This is a genomic window from Rhizobium sp. SVR5-2C, assembly GCF_056755115.1.
This window is the reverse complement of the sequence record NZ_JBNDHT010000019.1, coordinates 36,559-57,792: the sequence shown is the minus strand read 5'-3', so window position 1 is coordinate 57,792 and position 21,234 is coordinate 36,559. Positions and strand designations below refer to the sequence as shown.

Below are 21,234 nucleotides of genomic sequence, written 5' to 3'. Positions count from 1 at the left end.
ACAAGCTGTCATTTAGCTGACATCGACGGCATATCCACCGCGACGGGCACTTTTTTGCCGCAATTGTGCAGCCTGCGGTGCCTATTGGGTCCGCAGCACCTCGTTCCAATGCGCGATGAGCCGCGCGCGCTTGACCTGGTCGAGATAGACCATCAGGCCCGGACTGACCGGAACGGGCCGGAGCTGTGACCCGAGAAGCTCCTGCAGCGTGTTCGCCGTATTCTCGCCGGCGACCTCAGGACTGACGGCGGGAATCTGCAGTTCGCGGGCCATGATCGTCTGCCCCTCCTTGGACATGAAGAAGGAGAGATATAGTCGCCCGAGCTCTGGTTCAGCCGCCGCCTGCGGTACCAGCCCGATCCTCGACATCACGACGGTATAATCTTTCGGCAGCACGATGCCGACGTTGGGGTCGCGAGATGCCCAGTCCGCGGCATACGAGCCGAGGATGTTGTAACCAAGCACGAAGCGGCCATCGGCGACCCGTTCCAGGATTGCCGAACTCGTCGAATAAAGCTTGACGCCTGCGGCTCCCATCGCCCTGATGACCGACCAGATATCCCCGAACTGCTCCTGATCGCGGGCCATGAAGAGAAAACCGACGCCAGAGCGCTCGATGTCGTAGGTGCCTATCCGCCCATAGACCGCATTGCCTTTGCTCTTCAGATAGTCGACGAATTCCGCCCGCGAACTTGGCACCGGCTCATGCGCGAAGCTCGGCTTGTGATAGACGAAGACCGCCGGCTCGAAGGTCAGCGCATAAGCCGTGTTCCGCCAGTTTGCCCATTTCGGCCACAGCCCGCTCATCGGCAAATTACTGACCTGCGCATATCCATCGTTGGAAAGCTTCACCTGCAGGTCCATCGCCGAGGAAAAGGCGAAATCCGCCGTCTTCTTTCCGGCATCCGTCTCCCGCACGATCCTGTCATAGATCTCGCCGGTGAGCATGTCTTCATAGCGTACAGCTATGTCAGGATTGGCCTGTTGAAAGCCGTGGATCATCGGCTGGGCCAGCGGTTCGTCGAGCGACGAATAGACTGTCAGCACCCGCGCATCGGCCTTGCCGGATTTCGCAGCGTAAAAGGTCTGGTCTGCCGCCGCCAAACCGGGACAGAGCAGAAGTAGCAGAACAAGAAGGCTCCTCATGCCGGGAGAATGCATCACAGCGCCTCGCCGGGCAAGCACGACGGATGCGGCCGGGTCGTTTGCGTCTGCAGCAACATTGTCAAATATGAATCCTCTGATGCGCTGATGATTTCACCCGTCGGGTCTTGCTGCTGATGACATCGCCCTCCACGGGGGTTAATCTCTGCTGGATAATCAGGAATCCGTCCGTGCGCATTCTCCTCACCGAAGACAATATCGCCCTGGCCGATGGCCTGTCTGCGATCTTGCGCGGTACGGGACATGCCGTGGATGTCGTCCATGACGGCGCATCCGCTAATGCGGTCATTGCGGCCGAACATTTCGATCTCGTGATCCTTGACCTCAACCTGCCGGAAATGGACGGGCTGGAAGTGTTGCGCAACATGCGCGCACGCCAGAACCAGGCTGCAGTCTTGATTCTGACCGCACGGGGAGCGCCGGAGGAGCGGGTCAAGGGGCTCGATCTCGGCGCTGACGATTACCTCATCAAGCCCTTCGACATCGGCGAATTCGAGGCACGTGTCCGCGTGCTGCTCCGACGCCAGGCCGGTTTGCATTCGGCGACGGTGATGTACGGCTGCGTTTCATTCGACCTCAAGTCCCGCACCTTCTCCGTTGGCGGCACACAGCTTGACATACCCGCCCGCGAACTCGGATTGCTCGAAATCCTCTTCATGCGTGCCGGCAAGGTCGTTGCCAAGGAGGCGATCATACAGTCGCTGACCGCCTTCGACGACGACATTTCCGCCAATGCGATCGAGCAATATGTCAGCCGGCTCCGCAAGCGCCTTGCGCCGCATGGACTGACCGTAAAAACCGCGCGCGGCATCGGCTACTACCTCGACAAGCTATCCGAGGTTTCATGAAAGCCGCCTATTCGCTCAGGCGCCGGCTGCTCTTCTGGCTGCTCATCTCCACGGCCATCATCGGCATGCTGGCCCTTGCCGACACATATCGGGAGGCGGTTGGTACCTCCAACATCGTTTCCGACCGTGTCCTCGCCGGTTCGGCACTTGCCATTGCCGAACGCGTGGTCGTGGCCGAAGACGGCTCGCTTGAGGTGGATATTCCCTATGTCGCGCTGGAAATGCTGACATCCGCCGCTCAGGACCGGGTGTTCTACCGTGTCGACGGTCCGCCTGGAAAATTCATCACCGGCTATCAGTTGCTTCCGGTTATCAAGGAGACCAAAGGCGAAGGCGCTGTCTTCGCCGACGATAAGTTCCAGGGCGAGCCGATCCGTGTCGCGACGCTGCAGCGCTCCGCCTCGACCGGCATCCGCTCGGTTCCCTTTGCCGTCACCGTAGCGGAAACGACACTTGCTCGCCGTCATCTGGCGCAGGCGATTCTCTTTCGCTCGGCGCTTCGTCTAGGCTTCATGATTGCCGGAGCGGCTGTGATCGTCTGGATCTCGGTCACGGTGGCGCTCCGCCCGCTCTACAAGCTGCGGGACGCGATCGGCGAGCGCAGCCCGGATGACCTGCATCCCATCGAGCAAGCGGTGCCGAGCGAAGTTCAGCCGCTGGTTGATACGGTGAACAGCTTCATGGTGCGCCTGCAATCGGCCCTTGAAGCGCTGCGGAATTTCACCGGCAATGCGAGCCACCAGTTGCGCACGCCGCTTGCAATCATCCGAACCCAGCTTGCGCTCTCCTCCCGTGCGGGAACGCTGGCTGAAGCGCAAGATTCGGCGTTAAAGGGCGACCAGGCCGTTGCGCATGCCGAGCGCATCCTCGCGCAGCTTCTGTTGATGGCAAAGATCGATGCGGCAACGGCCAAGGAGGCCCTGGCCGCCTCTACGATGGATGTTACCGCAATTGCCCAGGAGATCACGGGCGAGCTGATCCCCGCAGCCGCCGAGGCTGGTATCGACCTGGGCTTTGAGGGCGATGGACCAGCAATAATCCGCGCCGAGCCCCTCCTGATCGGTGAGCTATTGCGCAATCTTGCGGGCAACGCCATCGCCTATGCCGGCAAAGGCGCTGAGGTTACCGTGCGAATTGCGCAGGATAGCGAGACCGTGCGCCTCGAGGTCGAAGACAATGGTCCCGGAATCGCACCGGAGAAGCTTGAAGCGGTGCGCCGCCGCTTCTCGCGCGGCAACGAGTCGGGCACGCCCGGCGCCGGTCTCGGCCTGCCGATCGTTGAAGAAATAGCCAACCTTTTCAATGCAAAGCTCACGCTTTTGCCGGGTTCAGCTGGCGACGGTCTCAAAGCCGCGGTGGCTTTCGCAAGAGTGTCGTAATGGCTTCGCTGCGTTAGCCGTTTCGCCTTGCTTTCCATCGCTGCATTGCACACTATTCCCTCGGCGGGCATTTGAAGAGCTAGAGTGAATGGGCAAGAAACCGGCAACGGAAAAACGCAAGAGCGAGATTCGCGATCGTGCCGGCAACGAGGCAGTCTTCGGCTATGCGCCGCTCCCTAGCGCTGCCGATGAGATGGTCGATAACAACGGCGCCATTCGTCCCGTCTGGCAGCGCTTCCTTGCAAGCTTCGGGGAAATTCCGCCAAATGAGCTGACCGAGCGCTTCGCCCGGGCCGACCGCTATCTCCGCGATGCCGGTGTGTTCTACCGCGCTTATGGCAGCAAGGGCACCGGCGAGCGCTCCTGGCCGCTGTCGCACATTCCGGTCTTGATCGACGAGCGTGAATGGCAGGCACTTTCCGCCGGCCTCGTGCAGCGCGCCGATCTGCTTGAAGCGATTATCGCCGATATCTATAGCGACAACAAACTGGTGGAAGAGGGATACCTGCCGCCCGGCCTGATCGCCTCCAATCCGGAATTCCAGCGCCCGCTCGCAGGCATAAAGCCGGCCTCCGGTCATTACCTGCATTTCTGTGCCTTCGAGATCGGCCGCGGACCGGATGGAGACTGGTGGGTTCTCGCCGATCGCACGCAGGCGCCCTCAGGCGCAGGCTTCGCGCTCGAAAACCGGGTTGCCACGACGCGCGCCTTCTCTGACATCTATGCCGAGACCCCTGTTCACCGTCTCGCCTCGTTCTTCGGCGGCTTCCGCGACGCGTTGCAGACCATGAAGCACTCCGGTGATGATCGCATCGGCGTTCTGACCCCCGGCCCGGCAAACGAGACCTACTATGAACACGCCTATATCGCCCGATATCTCGGCTTCATGCTGCTCGAAGGCGAGGATCTCGCGGTGGTCAATGGCCGCGTCATGGTGCGTACGGTCGCCGGCCTGAAGCCGATCGGCGTGCTCTGGCGCCGCCTCGATTCCGCCTATGCCGATCCGCTGGAACTCGACCAGAATTCGCGCATCGGCACTCCAGGCCTGGTCGAGGCGCTTCGCGCAGAATCGGTGACGATCGTCAACGCGCTCGGGACCGGAATCCTCGAGACCCGCGCCCTGCTCGCCTTCATGCCGACGATCTGCCACCGGTTATTTGGAGAGAAGCTGAAGCTGCCATCGATCGCCACGTGGTGGTGCGGCCAGAAAGAAGAACGCGAACACGTCGCAAGAAATATCGAGAAGATGGTGATCGGACCCGCCTATTCGCGCGCCCCCTTCTTCGATGATCGCGGTGAGTCCGTTCTGGGCTCCTCACTCCGCTCGGCGGCAAAGGATTCGATTACCGACTGGCTGAATTCCGATGGCCCGAAACTCGTCGGCCAGGAAGTCGTCACGCTTTCCACCACACCGGCCTGGGTCGACGGCAAGCTGACGCCGCGGCCGATGTCGCTGCGCGTCTTCGCCGCCCGTACCGCCCGTGGCTGGCAGATCATGCCGGGCGGCTTCGCCCGCATTGGCTCCGGCGATGACGTAGCCGCGATCGCAATGCAGGCGGGCGGGGCGGCGGCGGACGTCTGGATTGTCAGCGACAAACCGGTCGAGCGCCATACCTTGCTGCCCGCGGAAGGAAGCTTCACCCGCAATATGCCGGGCAGCCTGCCAAGCCGGGCGGCCGACAATCTCTTCTGGCTCGGCCGTTATATCGAGCGTGCTGAAGGCGCGCTTCGCATCCTTCGCGCCTGGCATGCCCGCTACGCCGAGGCCGCTGATCCGAGCCAGCCGCTGCTGGCCGACGTTTCGAAATACCTCGTCGGCGTCGACATCGACACGGATGAGCCCGTGCCGGAAACGCTGCTGCGCAACATCGAGAGCGCCGTCTATTCCGCCAGCAACATACGCGATCGCTTCTCGCCTGACGGCTGGCTGGCGCTCAACGATCTTGCCAAGACCGCGCGCCGCTTTCACGCCACCGTCACAGCCGGCGACGACGCCAGCCATGCCATGACCATCCTGTTGCGCAAGCTTGCGGGCTTCGCCGGTCTCGTGCACGAAAACATGTATCGCTTCACCGGCTGGCGTTTTCTTTCGCTTGGACGCTACATCGAACGCGGCCTGCACATGACGCGCCTTCTCGGCTACATGTCGGGACCCGATGCCCCGGATGGCGCGCTGGACATGCTGCTCGAAATCGGCGACAGCGTCATGACCCACCGGCGCCGGTACAACGTCAATACGGCCCGCCTGACAGTCACCGACCTTCTGGCGCTCGATCCGCTCAACCCGCGTTCAGTTCTCTTTCAGATGAACGAAATCCACCGCGAGGCCGAGCAACTGCCGAACGCCTTCGTCAACGGGCAGATGTCGGCATTTTACCGCGAAACCATGCGCCTGCATTCCGGCCTTGCCGTCATGACGCCGGAGGCGATGACGAGCGAGATCTACAAAAAGATGGAACGTGAGCTGAAGCAGCTATCCGACCTTCTTGCCCAGACCTACCTAGGGTGACCGCGGTGCTCTACGATCTAACCCTGCACATGGGATACACCTACGACACGCCCGCCTCGGGAGCGCGTCATATTATGCGGCTGATGCCGCTTTCGCTGCCTGACCGCCAGCGCCTGGTTGCAGGCTCGATCACCATTTCCCCCACGCCGGACGAGCAATCGCACTTCACCGACTTCTTCCGCCATCCTGCAACCTCCTTCCGGCTGCGGTTGCCGCACGATAGTCTGGACATCCGTATGCAGGCACGCGTCCAGGTCGACAGCCATTCCATCGCCGCCGATTTCTCGCCGGCTCTTGCCGACCTGCCGCAAGAAATCGCCGACGTTTGGTCGCTCCAACCCGAGTCGCCACACCACTTCCTTGGCAACAGCCCGCGCCTCGTCGAAACCCGCGCCATCTCCGACTACGCCAGAAGCTGCGCTCTGCCCGGCCTCACCGTTCTCCAGATCGCCAATGCATTATGCACCCGTATCAACAAAGATTTCACCTACGACCCGGAAGCAACGACGGTGGATTCCACGCCGCTCGAGGCTTTCGAACTTAAACGCGGGGTCTGCCAGGATTTCACCCATGTGATGATCGTGGCGCTCCGCAGCCTCGGCATCCCGGCGGGCTATGTCTCCGGTTTCCTGCGAACCATCCCGCCGCCCGGCAAGGAGCGGCTCGAAGGCGCCGACGCAATGCACGCCTGGGTTCGCGTCTGGTGCGGCGCGACGCTGGGCTGGATCGAACTGGACCCGACAAACGACATGCCCGCTGGCACTGACCACATCGTCGTCGCCTACGGCCGCGATTATTCCGACGTCGCCCCCGTCATCGGCGTGTTGAAGAGCTCCGGCAATCATCGCTCCGTGCAGGCGGTCGACGTCATTCCGATCCAGTGATCGCCTGCATGAATCCACCATAGGTGTTAATGCACCAAACCACCGAAGATGTGTTTCGCAAGAAGGCCATCCCGCAAAAGCAATAGATCATGTATCGAAATCGTCCGTTCCCTCTAATTTTAGCGACTGTTTTAAAACCCTCGGTAACAACCATCCTGTAAGCGTTGAGACACAATGTTCCTCTTGCTTTCGGGTGACATGATGTCTGCCTTATCTTCGCTTCTCGCCAGCGGTCGCCACATACTGCGTGATCGTTCCGGAAATTTCGGAATGGTGACTGCTATCGTCATCCCGGTTCTGATCGGCACGGCTGGGCTCGCCATCGATTTTTCCAATATGATCTTGCAGCAGCGCCAGCTTCAGGAAGCGTCCGATGCAGCAGCACTCGCCGCCGCGACCGCCCTTGCGGATGGCAAGGTCGCCGACAGTACGGCCGCCGAGGCGCTAGCCAAGGATTTTGTTGTCGGCCAAATGGCCAACTACCTAAGTGGCAGTGACGCTGCGTCCCTCAGGAACAAAACCAACGTAACCGTGACAACGACCACGACGGCTACCGGCAAGGGCTACAATGTCAGCGTAAACGCTTCGTACGACATGGGCTTGACACCCCTGATGAGCGTTTTTGGCAAGAAGACCGTATCACTCGCCAGCAACAGCGCAACGACAAGCGGCACAACCAACACCAAGAGCGCGCTCTCCATGGAACTCGATCTCGATCAGTCGGGTTCGATGAAAGACTACACTTGCTCGGTCTACAAGCTGGACGGTAGCGGCAACTACAAGCTGGACAGCGAAGGCAACAAGATTTGCAAAACGTATTCAACTGTCACCAAGATCCAAGCCTTGAAGACAGCCGCAGGTAAGCTCTTCGATGCGCTAGACACTGCCGACCCCACCCACGTTCTCGTCCGCACCGGCGTCATGTCCTATAATAACGGTCTCACGCGCGACAAAAATAAAAAAATCATCGGCATCAGCCCAATGAACTGGGGCACGTCCACCGGCCGGAAGTTTGTCAGCACGCTGACGGCAAATGGCGGCACTGACGCTACAGAGCCGATGCAGCAATCGACAGCAGCTATTAAGAAGAACGACGACGGTAGCGACACCGAAAGCACAGCGCACGCCGCGAACGGCAACGCAAACGTTGACCGCTACATCGTGCTCATGACCGACGGTGAAATGACCGGCGACAGCAGCACGTGGAACAGTGAAAAGGACCAAAACGTCCGTGATGCCTGCGACGCTGCCAAAGAGGAAAAAAATAAAATAACGATCTTTGCGGTCGCCTTCATGGCGCCTGCAAAGGGCAAGAGCCTGCTCGAATACTGCGCTTCGTCACCCAGCAATTATTTTGAGGCCGAGACGATGCAAAAGCTGATTGACGACTTCGATAGCATTGCTCAGACCGCGACCAAGGCCATGACGCTTTTGACGCACTGACGCCAAGCAATTGTCGATCAAACAAATAAGCCGCTCCGGGAACCAACCGGAGCGGCTTTTCGTTTAGCGCTGATCCCGCATCCGAGCGGGAAAACCAATTGAAATCAACTCCCTCACGCCAGCAAATGTGAAGGTTCTGCAAATTTTTCCGCCGTCTAAATCTCTTTGTTGCAAGTGCGTCGTAACGGTGCATAAACTGCCCTGACCGGCGTGCGTAGATAAATCGATAGTATCGGGCGTAACGTCCTGAATTGAAATGACAAATTGGCGAGATATGACGATGAACACCGTTACCAAGCCGACCATCCCCTCCCCCGCTCCACGCAGTTCACGGCCGGAAATCCTCGCCGAAGAGATCATCGAACGCCTGACGTACCGCATCGGCAAGGATGCAAAAGTCGCCAAGCCGCACGATTGGCTGACGGCCACTATTCTCGTCGTTCGCGACCGCATCATCGACAAATGGATGGAATCGACCCGCAACGTCTACGCGACAGGTGCTAAGCGCGTTTACTATTTGTCGCTCGAATTCTTGATCGGCCGCCTGATGCGCGATGCCGTCACGAATATGGGCTTAATGGAGGAGGTTCGCGATGCGCTTGCCTCGTTGGGCGTCGATATCAACGTCATCGCCGGGCTTGAGCCGGATGCCGCGCTTGGCAACGGCGGTCTCGGCCGTCTCGCTGCCTGTTTCATGGAAAGCATGGCGACGGTTGACGTGCCAGCCTATGGCTACGGCATCCGCTATGTCCACGGTCTCTTCCGCCAGCAGCTTGCCGATGGTTGGCAGGTGGAACTGCCGGAAAACTGGCTTGCCCACGGCAATCCCTGGGAGTTCGAACGCCGCGAAAGCTCTTATGAGATAGGCTTCGGCGGCACCGTCGACGTGGCCACCAGCACAGAAGGCGAGCCGCGCTATGTGTGGAAGCCGGCAGAGCGCGTCATCGCCGCCGCCTTCGATACGCCGGCCGTCGGCTGGCGCGGCAAGCGCGTCAATACGCTGCGTCTCTGGTCGGCGCAGCCGATCGACCCGATCCTGCTGGACGCCTTCAATGCCGGCGACCACATCGGCGCTCTGCGCGAGAGCAACAAGGCGGAAAGCCTGACCCGCGTGCTCTATCCGGCAGACGCCACGCCGGCCGGTCAGGAACTGCGCCTTCGCCAGGAATTTTTCTTCTCCTCCGCTTCGCTTCAGGACATCCTGCGCCGCCACCTGCAGCAGTATGACGATTTCACCTCGCTGCCGGACAAGGTGGCGATCCAGCTCAACGACACGCATCCCGCCGTCTCGGTCGCCGAGCTGACGCGTCTGCTCTGCGATGTCCATGGCATGGACTTCGAGCAGGCCTTTGACATCGTCCGCCGCACGATCTCTTACACCAACCACACGCTGCTGCCGGAAGCTCTCGAGACGTGGCCCATTCCGCTCTTCGAGCGGCTGCTGCCGCGTCATATGCAGCTGATCTACGCGATCAATGCCAAGATTCTTCTGGAAGCCCGCAAGGAGAGGAAATTTTCCGATACCGAAATCCGCGCGATCTCACTGGTCGACGAAAGCGGCGAGCGCCGCGTGCGCATGGGCAATCTCGCCTTTGTCGGATCCCATTCGGTCAATGGCGTTTCCGCTTTGCATACCGAACTCATGAAGGTCACGGTCTTTGCCGACCTGCACAAGCTTTATCCCGACCGCATCAACAACAAGACGAACGGCATTACGCCGCGCCGCTGGCTGCAGCAATGCAACCCCGGCCTGACCAGCCTTATCCGCGAAACGATCGGCGACGAATTCCTGGACGATGCCGAGAAGCTCAAGCCTCTCGAAAAATTCGCCACGGATCCAAGCTTCCAGGAGAAGTTCGCTGCCGTAAAACGCGCGAACAAGGTGGCGCTCTCCAATCTTGTCGCAAGCCGCATGGGCGTGAAGCTCGACCCTTCTGCAATGTTCGACATTCAGATCAAGCGCATTCACGAGTACAAGCGCCAGCTGCTGAACGTTGTCGAGGCGGTGGCCCTCTACGATCAGATCCGCTCGCATCCTGAACTGGACTGGGTGCCACGGGTAAAGCTTTTCGCCGGCAAGGCGGCACCGAGCTATCACAACGCCAAGCTCATCATCAAACTCATCAACGACGTAGCCCGTACAATCAACAACGACCCGGCGGTCCGCGGCCTCCTGAAGGTGGTCTTCGTGCCCAACTACAACGTCTCGCTTGCCGAGGTCATGGTTCCTGCAGCTGATCTGTCGGAACAGATTTCGACGGCCGGCATGGAAGCTTCGGGCACCGGCAACATGAAGTTTGCTCTGAACGGGGCGCTGACGATCGGCACCCTGGACGGCGCGAACGTCGAAATGCGCGACCATGTCGGCGCGGAGAACATCATCATCTTTGGCCTGCGTGCCGATGAAGTCGCCAAGATCCGCAGCGACGGACACAATCCGCGTGCGATCATTGACAGCTCGCGTGAGCTGTCGCAGGCGCTGGCCGCGATCGCGGGAGGCGTCTTCTCGCCGGATGACCGCAACCGCTACGCCCAGCTGATCGATGGTATTTATTCGCACGACTGGTTCATGGTCGCAGCCGACTTCGATGCCTATGCCGCCGCCCAGCGAGAGGTGGATCAGCTCTGGACCGAGCCGTCCTCCTGGTATGCCAAGACCATCAACAATACCGCGCGCATGGGCTGGTTCTCCTCCGACCGCGCGATCCGGCAGTATGCCACGGAAATCTGGAGAGCTGGATGAAGACGCCGAAATCCGCCCGTGAGGCAAAGCGTCCCTGGGAAATTTCGGCAGACGAGATAGCGGCAATCCTTGCAGGCTCGCACGCAAACCCGTTTGCCGTGCTGGGCATCCACGAGGCAGGCGAGAGCTATGCCGCGCGCTGCTTCATTCCCGGTGCCGAAGAAGTCACCGCCTTGACACTCGACGGCAGCATCATCGGCGAACTGACACAACTCCACCCCGAAGGCTTTTTTGCGGGTCCGGTATCGCTGACGAAACTACAACCGGTGCGCTACCGCGCCAGGCGCGGCGATGCGGAATGGGCTGTAACCGACCCCTACGGCTTCGGCCCTGTCCTCGGTCCGATGGACGACTACTACGTTCGCGAGGGCTCCCATCTTCGGCTTTTCGACAAGTTGGGGGCGCACTGGATCAAGCATGAAGGGGCGCAGGGCATTCATTTCGCCGTCTGGGCGCCGAATGCCCAACGCGTATCCGTCGTCGGCGATTTCAACAATTGGGACGGCCGCCGCCATGTGATGCGCTTCCGGGCCGGCGCCGGAATTTGGGAAATTTTCGCGCCCGACGTACCGACAGGCGTTGCTTACAAGTTCGAGATACGCGGTCACGATGGCGTTCTCCTGCCACTGAAGGCCGATCCATTTGCCCGGCGCAGCGAATTGCGCCCGAAGACGGCCTCCGTCGCAGCTCCCGAACTGCTGCAGGAATGGCAGGACGAGGCCCACCTCAAGCATTGGAGCGAGACCGACAAGCGCCGTCAGCCGATCTCGATCTATGAGGTGCATGCCGGCTCATGGCAGCGCCGGCAGGATGGCTCGTTCCTCTCCTGGGATGAGCTCGCCAACAGCCTCATCCCCTATTGCGTCGACATGGGCTTCACCCATATCGAGTTCCTTCCGATCACCGAACATCCCTACGATCCGTCCTGGGGATACCAGACCACCGGCCTCTATGCGCCGACCGCCCGTTTTGGTGAGCCCGAAGGTTTTGCCCGCTTCGTCAATGGCTGCCACAAAGTCGGTATCGGCGTCATCCTCGACTGGGTGCCGGCACACTTTCCGACCGATGAGCACGGACTTGGCTGGTTCGACGGTACTGCGCTTTACGAGCATGAGGACCCGCGCAAGGGTTTCCATCCGGACTGGAACACCGCGATCTACAATTTCGGTCGCACCGAGGTTCAATCCTATCTCGTCAACAATGCGCTTTACTGGGCCGAGAAATTTCATCTCGACGGCCTGCGCGTCGATGCCGTCGCCTCGATGCTCTACCTCGACTATTCGCGAAACCATGGCGAGTGGATCCCGAACGAGTATGGCGGCAACGAGAATCTCGAGGCCGTCCGCTTCCTTCAGGACATGAATACCCGCATCTACGCGGAGCATCCGGGTGTCATGACCATTGCTGAAGAATCAACCTCCTGGCCGAAAGTCTCGCAGCCGGTACATGAAGGGGGCCTCGGCTTCGGCTTCAAATGGAACATGGGCTTCATGCACGATACGCTGAGCTACATGAAGCGCGATCCGGTGCACCGCAGGCATCATCACAACGAACTGACCTTCGGCCTTCTCTACGCCTATTCGGAAAACTTTGTTCTGCCGCTGTCGCACGATGAAGTCGTGCACGGCAAAGGCTCGCTGATCGCCAAAATGCCCGGCGACGACTGGCAGAAATTCGCAAACCTGCGCGCCTACTATGCCTTCATGTGGGGCTATCCGGGTAAGAAGCTGCTCTTCATGGGCCAGGAATTCGCCCAATGGAGCGAATGGAGCGAGGCAACGTCGCTCGATTGGAACCTGCTGCAATACCGCATGCATGAAGGCATGCGCCGCCTGGTGCGCGATCTCAACCTCACCTACCGCTCCAAACCAGCGCTGCACGCCCGCGACTGCGAGGGCGACGGCTTCGAATGGCTGGTTGCCGACGATCACGAGAACTCCGTCTTTGCATGGCTGCGCAAGGCGCCGGGCCAGAAGCCGGTTGCCGTCATCACCAATTTCACGCCGATCTACCGCGAGAACTATTCCATCCGCCTGCCCTTCGAAGGCCGCTGGCGGGAAATCCTGAACACCGACGCCGATATCTACGGCGGCAGCGGCAAGGGCAATGGGGGGCGCGTGCAGGCCGTCAATGCCGGCGGCGACGTAAGGGCTACGATCACCTTGCCGCCGCTGGCAACGATCATGCTTGAACCTGAGACTTGAGAACTGGTGGGAGGAGAGACAATGGTAGAAAAACGCGTTCAGCCACTTGCCCGCGACGCAATGGCCTATGTTCTGGCCGGTGGCAGGGGGAGCCGCCTGAAGGAACTCACCGATCGGCGTGCGAAACCGGCCGTTTATTTCGGCGGCAAGACACGCATCATCGACTTCGCGTTGTCGAACGCGCTGAACTCCGGCATTCGCCGTATCGGTGTCGCCACGCAATACAAGGCGCACTCTCTGATCCGCCACATGCAGCGCGGCTGGAACTTCTTCCGCCCTGAGCGGAACGAGAGCTTCGACATCCTTCCGGCCAGCCAGCGCGTCTCGGAGACGCAATGGTACGAAGGCACAGCCGACGCGGTTTACCAGAATATCGATATCATCCAGGACTACGGCGTCGAGTACATGGTCATCCTGGCCGGCGACCACGTCTATAAGATGGATTACGAGTGGATGCTGCAGCAGCACGTCGATTCCGGCGCGGACGTGACGATCGGCTGCCTGGAAGTGCCGCGCATGGAAGCCGTGGGCTTCGGCGTCATGCATGTCGACCAGACGGACCGGATCATCGATTTCGTCGAAAAGCCTGCAGACCCGCCCGGCATTCCGGACAAACCGGACTTTGCGCTCGCCTCGATGGGGATTTACGTCTTCCACACGAAGTTCCTGATCGACGCGCTTCAGCGCGATGCCGCCGATCCCAACTCCAGCAAGGATTTCGGCAAGGACATCATTCCCTATATCGTCAAGAACGGTAAGGCGGTCGCCCACCGCTTCGGGCAGTCCTGCGTTCGCTCCGATTTCGAACGCGAGCCCTATTGGCGTGACGTCGGGACGATCGAAGCGTACTGGCAGGCGAATATCGATCTGACCGCGATCGTTCCAGAGCTCGATATCTACGACAAGTCCTGGCCGATCTGGACTTATGCGGAAATCTCGCCGCCGGCAAAGTTCGTGCATGACGATGAAGATCGCCGCGGCTCGGCGACCTCGTCGGTCATCGCTGGCGATTGCATCATCTCCGGCGCCACGCTTCACAAGAGCCTTCTTTTCACCGGCGTTCGCGCTAACTCCTATTCCAAACTGGAGGGAGCCGTCGTCCTGCCGAGCGTAAAGATCGGTCGGCGCGCCCAGCTGAAAAACGTCGTGATCGACCATGGAGTCGTCATTCCGGAGGGTCTTGTCGTGGGCGAGGACCCGAAACTCGATGCCAAGCGCTTCCGCCGGACTGAAAGCGGTATTTGCCTGATAACGCAGCCTATGATCGATAAATTGGATCTCTAGACATATGAAAGTTCTTTCGGTTTCGTCCGAAGTCTTCCCTTTGATCAAGACAGGGGGCCTTGCCGATGTGGCCGGCGCCCTGCCAATCGCACTCAAGCAGTTCGGCATTGAATCGAAAACCCTCATGCCCGGCTACCCGGCCGTCATGAAAGCTGTTCAAGATCCCGTCGTTCGCCTGCAGTTCACTGACCTGCTCGGCGAACCTGCGAGGGTGCTGGAATTCTATTACGAGGGCCTCAACATCCTCGTGCTCGACGCCCCTGCCTATTACGACCGTCCGGGAGGTCCCTATCTCGACCACACGGGCAAGGATTACCCTGACAACTGGCGTCGCTTCGCAGCGCTGTCGCTGGCGGCGGCCGAAATCGCCGCCGGTCTGATGCCGGACTGGCGCCCGGACCTCGTCCATGCCCATGATTGGCAAGCCGCCATGACGCCGCTCTACATGCGTTACTATCCGACGCCGGAGCTGCCGAGCGTTCTCACGGTCCACAACATGGCCTTCCAAGGCCAGTTCGCCGCTGAGATCTTCCCGAGCCTGCGCTTGCCGCCGCATGCCTTTTCGACCGACACTATCGAATATTACGGCCATCTCAGCTTCCTGAAGGGTGGGCTTCAGACCGCGCATGCGATCACCACCGTCAGTCCCACCTATGCGGAAGAGATCCTGACAAATCAGTTCGGCATGGGTCTTGAAGGGGTCATCTCCGGCCGCCGCGACGTTCTGCACGGGATCGTCAACGGCATCGATGCCGATGTGTGGAACCCGGCGACCGATCCCGTTGTCCACACGCACTACGGCAGCACGACGCTGAAGAATCGCAGCGAGAACCGCAAATCGGTCGCCGAATTCTTTCACCTGCATGATGATGGGGCACCGATCTTCTGCATCATCAGCCGCCTCACCTGGCAAAAGGGCATGGACATGGTCGCCGCCACAGCCGATGAGATCGTCGCCCTCGGCGGCAAGCTCGCGGTTTTGGGGTCCGGCGATCCTGCGTTGGAGGGCTCGCTTCTTGCCGCGGCCAGCCGCCACCCCGGCCGTATCGGCGTCTCGATCGGTTACAACGAACCGATGTCGCACCTGATGCAGGCCGGTTGCGACGCCATCGTCATTCCTTCGCGTTTCGAGCCTTGCGGACTCACCCAGCTTTACGGTCTGCGCTACGGTTGCGTGCCCATCGTGGCCCGTACTGGCGGTCTCAATGATACCGTAATCGATGCCAATCACGCCGCACTTGCGGCGAAAGTCGCAACGGGAATTCAGTTTTCTCCAGTCACCGCAGAGGGTATGGTGCAGGCAATCCGGCGTGCGCTGCATCTTTTCGCGGACCAAAAAGTCTGGACCCAGCTGCAAAAGCAGGGCATGAAATCGGATGTCTCGTGGGAGAAGAGCGCCGAGCGCTACGCTGCCCTCTATTCAAGTCTCGCCTCGAAAGGCAAGTGACAGAAATGATCAAATCTGTATCCACCACGCCCTATCAGGACCAGAAACCCGGCACATCCGGTCTCAGGAAGAAGGTCCCCGTCTTCCAGCAGCCGAACTATGCTGAGAACTTCATTCAGTCGATCTTCGACTCGCTGGAAGGCTACCAGGGCAAGTGCCTCGTCATCGGCGGCGATGGACGCTATTACAACCGCGAAGTCATCCAGAAGGCCATCAAGATGGCCGCCGCCAATGGCTTCGGAAAGGTCATGGTCGGCAAGGGCGGCATCCTGTCTACTCCGGCAGCCTCGCACATCATCCGCAAATACAAGGCCTTCGGCGGCATCATCCTCTCGGCCAGCCACAATCCCGGCGGCCCGACGGAAGATTTCGGCATCAAATACAACGTCAACAACGGCGGTCCCGCACCGGAAAAGATCACCGACGCGATCTATGCCCGCACCAAGACGATCAAGAGCTACAAGATCGCTGATTTCCCGGACGTGAACCTCGATCGCATTGGCAAGGAAGAGTTGCCGGGTGGCATGATGCTTTCGGTCATCGATTCGGTCGAAGATTACACGGCTCTGATGGACGAGCTCTTCGATTTCGGCGCCATCCGCAACATGATCAGCCTCGGCTTCCGCATCGCCTTCGATGCGATGAGTGCCGTGACCGGCCCCTATGCCAAGGAGATCTTTGAAAACCGCCTCGGCGCGCCGCTCGGCTCGGTGCGCAACTTCATGCCGCTGCCGGATTTCGGGGGCCATCACCCCGATCCGAATCCCGTCCACTGCAAGGAACTCTATGATGAGATGATGGGCGACGATGCGCCCGATTTCGGCGCCGCATCGGACGGTGACGGCGACCGCAACCTCATCATTGGCCGCGGCATCTTCGTCACCCCATCCGACAGCCTCGCGATCCTCGCGGCCAACGCCAATCTCGCGCCCGGATATTCCGGCGGCCTTGCAGGCATCGCACGTTCGATGCCGACGAGTGGCGCTGCGGATCGTGTTGCGGAAAAACGTGGCATCGGGATGTACGAAACGCCGACCGGCTGGAAATTCTTCGGCAACCTGCTCGATGCCGGCATGGCAACGATCTGCGGTGAGGAAAGCGCCGGTACCGGCTCCAATCATGTCCGCGAGAAGGACGGCCTCTGGGCCGTGCTCCTCTGGCTGAACATCCTTGCCGTGCGTGGCGAAAGCGTCCAGGACGTCGTTACGCAGCATTGGCAGACCTACGGCCGCAACTACTATTCGCGCCATGACTACGAAGGCCTCGACACCGACGCAGCAAACGGCTTGATCCAGAACCTGCGCGACCAGCTCGCCTCGCTCCCCGGAAAGACGTTCGGCGGCCTGACCATCGAAAAGGCTGACGATTTCGCCTATCACGATCCGGTCGACGGGTCGGTCAGCGAACATCAAGGCATCCGCATCCTCTTCGGTGGCGGCTCGCGCGTTGTGTTCCGCCTCTCCGGCACTGGAACGTCAGGCGCGACGTTGCGCGTTTATCTCGAGCGCTACGAGCCGGATTCGGCGCAGCACAATATCGAGACGCAAGAGGCGCTCGCTGACCTGATCGCCGCTGCGGAAAGCATCGCAGACATCCGCCGGCGCACCGGCCGCGATGCGCCTTCCGTGATCACCTGAAACGCATGCGGGCAGTTACCGGGATCCAGGGCGGCGCAATCACCTTCGAAAGCGGTGTCGAATTCACCGTTTGGTCGCGGAACGCCGCCGAGATCCAGCTCTGCCTCTTCGATGAAAGCGGTGACAAGGAACTCGCGCGGCTGCCGATGGCGCGTGAAGACGGTCCTGTACACCGGCTCTTTGTCGACGGTTTGAAAGAAGGTGCCCGTTACGGCCTTCGGGCCGATGGTATCTATGATCCGGACAATGGCCTCTGGTTCGATCGGTCCAAGCTCCTGGTGGACCCATACGCCAAGGAGCTGGACCGCCCTTTCGGCCACGATCCGCGTCTCGGCGCCTTCGGCGAAGATACGCAGAGCCTGGTGCCCAAGGCGATCGTCACCCGCGACAAGACAGTGACGCCAGGGGCGCCGCTCTTGAAGCCGGGCGGATTTATCTATGAAGTCGGCGTCAGGCCGTTCACGATCCTCCATCCGGACGTGCCCGAGGCACAGCGTGGCACGGTCGCCGCGCTTGCCCATCCTTCGGTCATCGCTCACCTCAAGCGCATCGGCGTCGACGCCGTCGAACTGATGCCGATCGTCGCCTGGATCGACGAGCGCCACCTGCCGCAGCTCGGGCTCACGAACGGTTGGGGCTACAATCCCGTTGCCTTCATGGCGCTCGATCCGCGCATCGTCCCGGGCGGCATGGCCGAACTGCGCGACACGGTGGCTGCGCTTCGTGCCGAAGGCATCGGCGTCATCCTCGACCTCGTCTTCAACCATACCGGCGAGAGCGATCGTTACGGCGCGACGCTCTCGCTGCGCGGCCTCGACAATCTCTCATTCTACCGCCACCTCCCCGGCCGCTCGGGCGAACTCGTCAACGACACCGGGACGGGTAACACGGTCGCCTGCGATCATCCCTATATCCGCCAGCTCATCATCGACAGCCTGCGCCATTTTGTGCTGGGGGCCGGAGTGGACGGCTTCCGCTTTGATCTGGCGACGGTTCTCGGCCGCACGGGAAATGGCTTCGAGTCCCATGGCGAGATGCTTGCCGCGATGCTGAAAGATGACGTGCTCGCCGACCGTGTCATGATCGCGGAACCCTGGGATATAGGCCCGGGCGGCTATCAGCTCGGCAACTTTCCCGTACCCTTCCTGGAATGGAATGACCGTGTGCGCGACGATGTGCGCTGCTATTGGCGCGGTGACGATTGGAAGACCGGCCCGCTTGCCACCGCGCTTGCCGGCTCTTCCGACATCTTCTCCCGCAACGGCGGAGCGGCGACCCGCAGCGTCAACTTCCTCGCCGCTCACGACGGTTTCACTCTAAACGACCTCGTCTCATACAGCGGCAAACACAACGAGGCGAATGGCGAGGAAAACCGGGACGGCCACAACGAAAACCACTCGTGGAACAACGGCGTCGAGGGTGAAACCCGCTACCCCGATATCATCCGCAGGCGCCGCGACGACTTGAAGGCGCTGCTTTCTACACTCTTTGCCAGCCGAGGCAGCATCATGCTGACGGCGGGCGACGAAGCCGCCCGCACCCAGCGAGGCAACAACAACGCTTACTGCCAGGACAATGAGATTACCTGGGTCGACTGGGCGGCGCTCGACGACGAACTCATCGCCCACACCGCATTCATCTCCGGCCTCCGCAAGCGCTTCTCCGTCTTCACCGAGTTGGACTTCCTCTCCGGCAACGGCGATGTCGAATGGATATCGCCCTCCGGCCAGCCGATGAGCGTGCAGGAGTGGGAGACGCCGAACTTTTCCACGCTCGGAATGGTGCTTTCGACACGCGACCGTCAAAGCGGCAATGCCGCACGGCTGGCCGTTCTTTTCAATCGCTCGGGTGGCGAGGAAATCTTTGCGTTGCCCGGTCCGTCCTCATGGCGGCTTCTCGCCCCCGATGTGCCCAAGAAGTCCGCGAGCTCGGCCATCGTACCGCGCCGCTCGGTCGCTTTCTATCTCGAAAGTTGATTCGCCGGGCTCCAGCCCGCAATTCCTTGTCGCAATCGTCACAATCCCATTGTAAGGCTTGCGCAGCCGCTTTCTCATGAGGAATCAATGGTCAGGGAACTTTCACTCGCGGAAATCCGTGGGTTCATTGGCACGAAGACGGGACTTTCGGAATGGATTCTTGTCGACCAGGCAATGATCGACGCCTTTGCTCATGCCACCAACGACCACCAGTTCATCCATACCGACCCCGTCCGCGCCGCTGCCGAAAGCTCCTTCGGCGGTACGATCGCCCATGGATTCCTGACGCTCTCGCTGCTTTCGGCGATGAATTACAATGCCCTTCCCAAAATTCGCGAGCAGACGATGGGCATCAATTACGGGTTCGATAAGGTCCGCTTCATGACGCCGGTCAGATCCGGCACCCGCGTCCGTGGCCATTTCGTACTCGCCGACGCCCGCTTCCGTGGCGCCAACATGCTGATGACCACCTACGAGGTGTCGATCGAAATCGAGAACGAGAAGAAGCCCGCCCTCACCGCGAACTGGATCACGATCGCGCAGTTCGATCCCAAAGACCGGCCGGACGTCTGAACCTCAGCCGAAATCGATGACATGCCGGATGACCTTGCCTTCATGCAGCAAGTCGAAGGCCTCGTTGATCTCTTCCAGAGGCCCTGTCGAGGAAAGCAGTCTGTCCACCGGCAGCCGGCCGCGCCGGTATAGTCCTATGTATCGCGGGATGTCGCGGCTCGGCACACATCCGCCGAGATAGCTTCCGAGCACGCGGCGCTCTTCGGCGACCAGGCTGACCGCCGGTATGGAAATCTGGCTGGACGGATTGGCGAGACCGGCCGTTGCCGTGGTCCCACCCCGCCGTGTGATCCGGTAGGCAAGCTCGAACGCCTTGACGGAGCCTGCCATCTCCAGCGCATGGTCGACGCCGCCACCGGTTGCCTCGCGGATCTGCTCCGCGATATCCGCATCGCCAGCAAGGAATGCATCCGTCGCGCCAAGCGCGAGTGCCGTCTGCAGCTTGCCCGGCGCGAGATCGACGGCGACAACGCGCCCGGCACCGGCCGCCAGTGCACCGAGCACGGCGGCAAGCCCGACGCCACCAAGCCCGACAACGGCAACGGTCTGTCCCGCTTGCACCTTGCAGGTATTAACGACAGCGCCCACTCCGGTCAGCACGGCACATCCAAAAAGTGCAGCCTCGGTCAGCGGCAGGCCAGCGTCGATCTTGATCGCCGAATGGCGGGAAACGACCGCGTGCGTGGCGAAGCCGGAGACGCCGAGATGATGATTGACCGGCACCTCCTCGCATGCGAGCCGCCGCGCGCCGGAAAGAAGCGTTCCGCTGCCGTTGGCCGCCGCGCCCGGAACACAAAGCGCCGGACGACCCTCCGCACACGGAAGGCAGTGGCCGCAGCTCGGCATGAAACTCATGACCACCCGGTCACCCGGAACAAGATCAGCGACACCGTCACCGACGGCCTCGACGGTACCGGCAGCCTCATGTCCGAGCGCCATCGGCACGGGCCGCGGCCGGTCGCCATTGATGACGGAGAGATCGGAATGGCAGAGCCCCGCGGCGCCGATGCGGACGAGAATCTCCTCGCGTCCCGGCGGCTGCAGATCGAGTTCTTCTATAGAAAGCGGTCGGCTGGCGGCAAATGGTGCCGAAACCGGTGATTGCCGCAGCACTGCCGCACGTATCTTCATTCGCTCCTCCCA

At 60.8% G+C, this 21,234-nt stretch carries 14 protein-coding genes; 12 read left to right on the top strand and 2 right to left on the bottom strand.

Annotation, left to right across the window (positions count from 1 at the left end):
• Positions 1-81: 81 nt before the first annotated feature.
• Positions 82-1,128, bottom strand: coding sequence for an ABC transporter substrate-binding protein (locus ACPYOI_RS08065; protein ID WP_481419545.1), 1,047 nt, complete (start codon positions 1,126-1,128; stop codon positions 82-84).
• Positions 1,129-1,334: 206 nt separating this feature from the next.
• On the opposite strand from ACPYOI_RS08065, the gene ACPYOI_RS08060 reads away from it, so the two are divergent.
• From ACPYOI_RS08060 to ACPYOI_RS08005, 12 genes are all read left to right on the top strand, one after another.
• Positions 1,335-2,012 carry a response regulator gene (locus ACPYOI_RS08060; RefSeq protein WP_481419536.1) on the top strand — a complete coding sequence of 226 codons (678 nt, stop codon included), beginning with the start codon at positions 1,335-1,337 and terminating at the stop codon, positions 2,010-2,012.
• On the top strand, positions 2,009-3,391 hold the full coding sequence (locus tag ACPYOI_RS08055) for a sensor histidine kinase (protein WP_481419535.1): 1,383 nt from the start codon (positions 2,009-2,011) through the stop codon (positions 3,389-3,391). Before ACPYOI_RS08060 ends, ACPYOI_RS08055 begins: the two co-directional genes overlap by 4 nt.
• Positions 3,392-3,479: 88 nt before the next feature.
• Positions 3,480-5,900 (top strand): circularly permuted type 2 ATP-grasp protein, encoded by a 2,421-nt coding sequence (locus ACPYOI_RS08050; RefSeq protein WP_481419534.1) that lies wholly within the window; start codon positions 3,480-3,482, stop codon positions 5,898-5,900.
• A complete protein-coding gene (locus tag ACPYOI_RS08045; protein WP_481419533.1) occupies positions 5,897-6,784 on the top strand; it encodes a transglutaminase family protein in 888 nt (295 codons plus the stop codon). The genes ACPYOI_RS08050 and ACPYOI_RS08045 overlap by 4 nt, the downstream gene beginning before the upstream one ends.
• A gap of 174 nt (positions 6,785-6,958) precedes the next feature.
• Positions 6,959-8,227: a pilus assembly protein TadG-related protein gene (locus ACPYOI_RS08040; RefSeq protein WP_481422748.1), complete on the top strand. Its 1,269-nt coding sequence runs from the start codon at positions 6,959-6,961 to the stop codon at positions 8,225-8,227.
• 280 nt (positions 8,228-8,507) lie between these two features.
• Positions 8,508-10,970, top strand: a complete 2,463-nt coding sequence (locus tag ACPYOI_RS08035; protein ID WP_481422747.1) for a glycogen/starch/alpha-glucan phosphorylase — start codon at positions 8,508-8,510, stop codon at positions 10,968-10,970.
• Positions 10,967-13,174 carry a 1,4-alpha-glucan branching protein GlgB gene (gene glgB / locus ACPYOI_RS08030; protein ID WP_481416337.1) on the top strand — a complete coding sequence of 736 codons (2,208 nt, stop codon included), beginning with the start codon at positions 10,967-10,969 and terminating at the stop codon, positions 13,172-13,174. Before ACPYOI_RS08035 ends, glgB begins: the two co-directional genes overlap by 4 nt.
• 21 nt (positions 13,175-13,195) lie before the next feature.
• Positions 13,196-14,458: a glucose-1-phosphate adenylyltransferase gene (glgC, locus tag ACPYOI_RS08025; protein ID WP_168831446.1), complete on the top strand. Its 1,263-nt coding sequence runs from the start codon at positions 13,196-13,198 to the stop codon at positions 14,456-14,458.
• 4 nt (positions 14,459-14,462) lie between these two features.
• Positions 14,463-15,905, top strand: a complete 1,443-nt coding sequence (gene glgA, locus ACPYOI_RS08020; RefSeq protein WP_481416338.1) for a glycogen synthase GlgA — start codon at positions 14,463-14,465, stop codon at positions 15,903-15,905.
• Between the two features lie 5 nt (positions 15,906-15,910).
• Complete coding sequence (locus tag ACPYOI_RS08015; RefSeq protein ID WP_481416339.1) at positions 15,911-17,542, top strand: alpha-D-glucose phosphate-specific phosphoglucomutase; 1,632 nt, start codon at positions 15,911-15,913, stop codon at positions 17,540-17,542.
• A gap of 5 nt (positions 17,543-17,547) precedes the next feature.
• Entirely contained in the window at positions 17,548-19,518 is a 1,971-nt protein-coding gene (gene glgX, locus ACPYOI_RS08010) for a glycogen debranching protein GlgX (RefSeq protein WP_481416340.1), read from the top strand.
• Positions 19,519-19,605: 87 nt separating this feature from the next.
• Positions 19,606-20,091: a MaoC family dehydratase gene (locus tag ACPYOI_RS08005; RefSeq protein WP_481416341.1), complete on the top strand. Its 486-nt coding sequence runs from the start codon at positions 19,606-19,608 to the stop codon at positions 20,089-20,091.
• A 3-nt stretch (positions 20,092-20,094) separates the two neighbouring features.
• Here ACPYOI_RS08005 and ACPYOI_RS08000 read toward each other — a convergent pair whose 3' ends face one another.
• Complete coding sequence (locus tag ACPYOI_RS08000) at positions 20,095-21,222, bottom strand: zinc-dependent alcohol dehydrogenase family protein (protein ID WP_481416342.1); 1,128 nt, start codon at positions 21,220-21,222, stop codon at positions 20,095-20,097.
• Between the last annotated feature and the right edge of the window lie 12 nt (positions 21,223-21,234).

Bases quoted from the DNA above. Each gene is read 5' to 3' on its own strand.
- ACPYOI_RS08055 (WP_481419535.1), top strand. From the start codon at position 2,009: ATGAAAGCCGCCTATTCGCTCAGGCGCCGGCTGCTCTTCTGGCTGCTC.
- ACPYOI_RS08050 (WP_481419534.1), top strand. From the start codon at position 3,480: ATGGGCAAGAAACCGGCAACGGAAAAACGCAAGAGCGAGATTCGCGAT.
- ACPYOI_RS08040 (WP_481422748.1), top strand. From the start codon at position 6,959: ATGTTCCTCTTGCTTTCGGGTGACATGATGTCTGCCTTATCTTCGCTT.
- ACPYOI_RS08035 (WP_481422747.1), top strand. From the start codon at position 8,508: ATGAACACCGTTACCAAGCCGACCATCCCCTCCCCCGCTCCACGCAGT.
- glgB (WP_481416337.1), top strand. From the start codon at position 10,967: ATGAAGACGCCGAAATCCGCCCGTGAGGCAAAGCGTCCCTGGGAAATT.
- glgC (WP_168831446.1), top strand. From the start codon at position 13,196: ATGGTAGAAAAACGCGTTCAGCCACTTGCCCGCGACGCAATGGCCTAT.
- glgA (WP_481416338.1), top strand. From the start codon at position 14,463: ATGAAAGTTCTTTCGGTTTCGTCCGAAGTCTTCCCTTTGATCAAGACA.
- ACPYOI_RS08015 (WP_481416339.1), top strand. From the start codon at position 15,911: ATGATCAAATCTGTATCCACCACGCCCTATCAGGACCAGAAACCCGGC.
- glgX (WP_481416340.1), top strand. From the start codon at position 17,548: ATGCGGGCAGTTACCGGGATCCAGGGCGGCGCAATCACCTTCGAAAGC.
- ACPYOI_RS08005 (WP_481416341.1), top strand. From the start codon at position 19,606: ATGGTCAGGGAACTTTCACTCGCGGAAATCCGTGGGTTCATTGGCACG.
- ACPYOI_RS08000 (WP_481416342.1), bottom strand. From the start codon at position 21,222: ATGAAGATACGTGCGGCAGTGCTGCGGCAATCACCGGTTTCGGCACCA.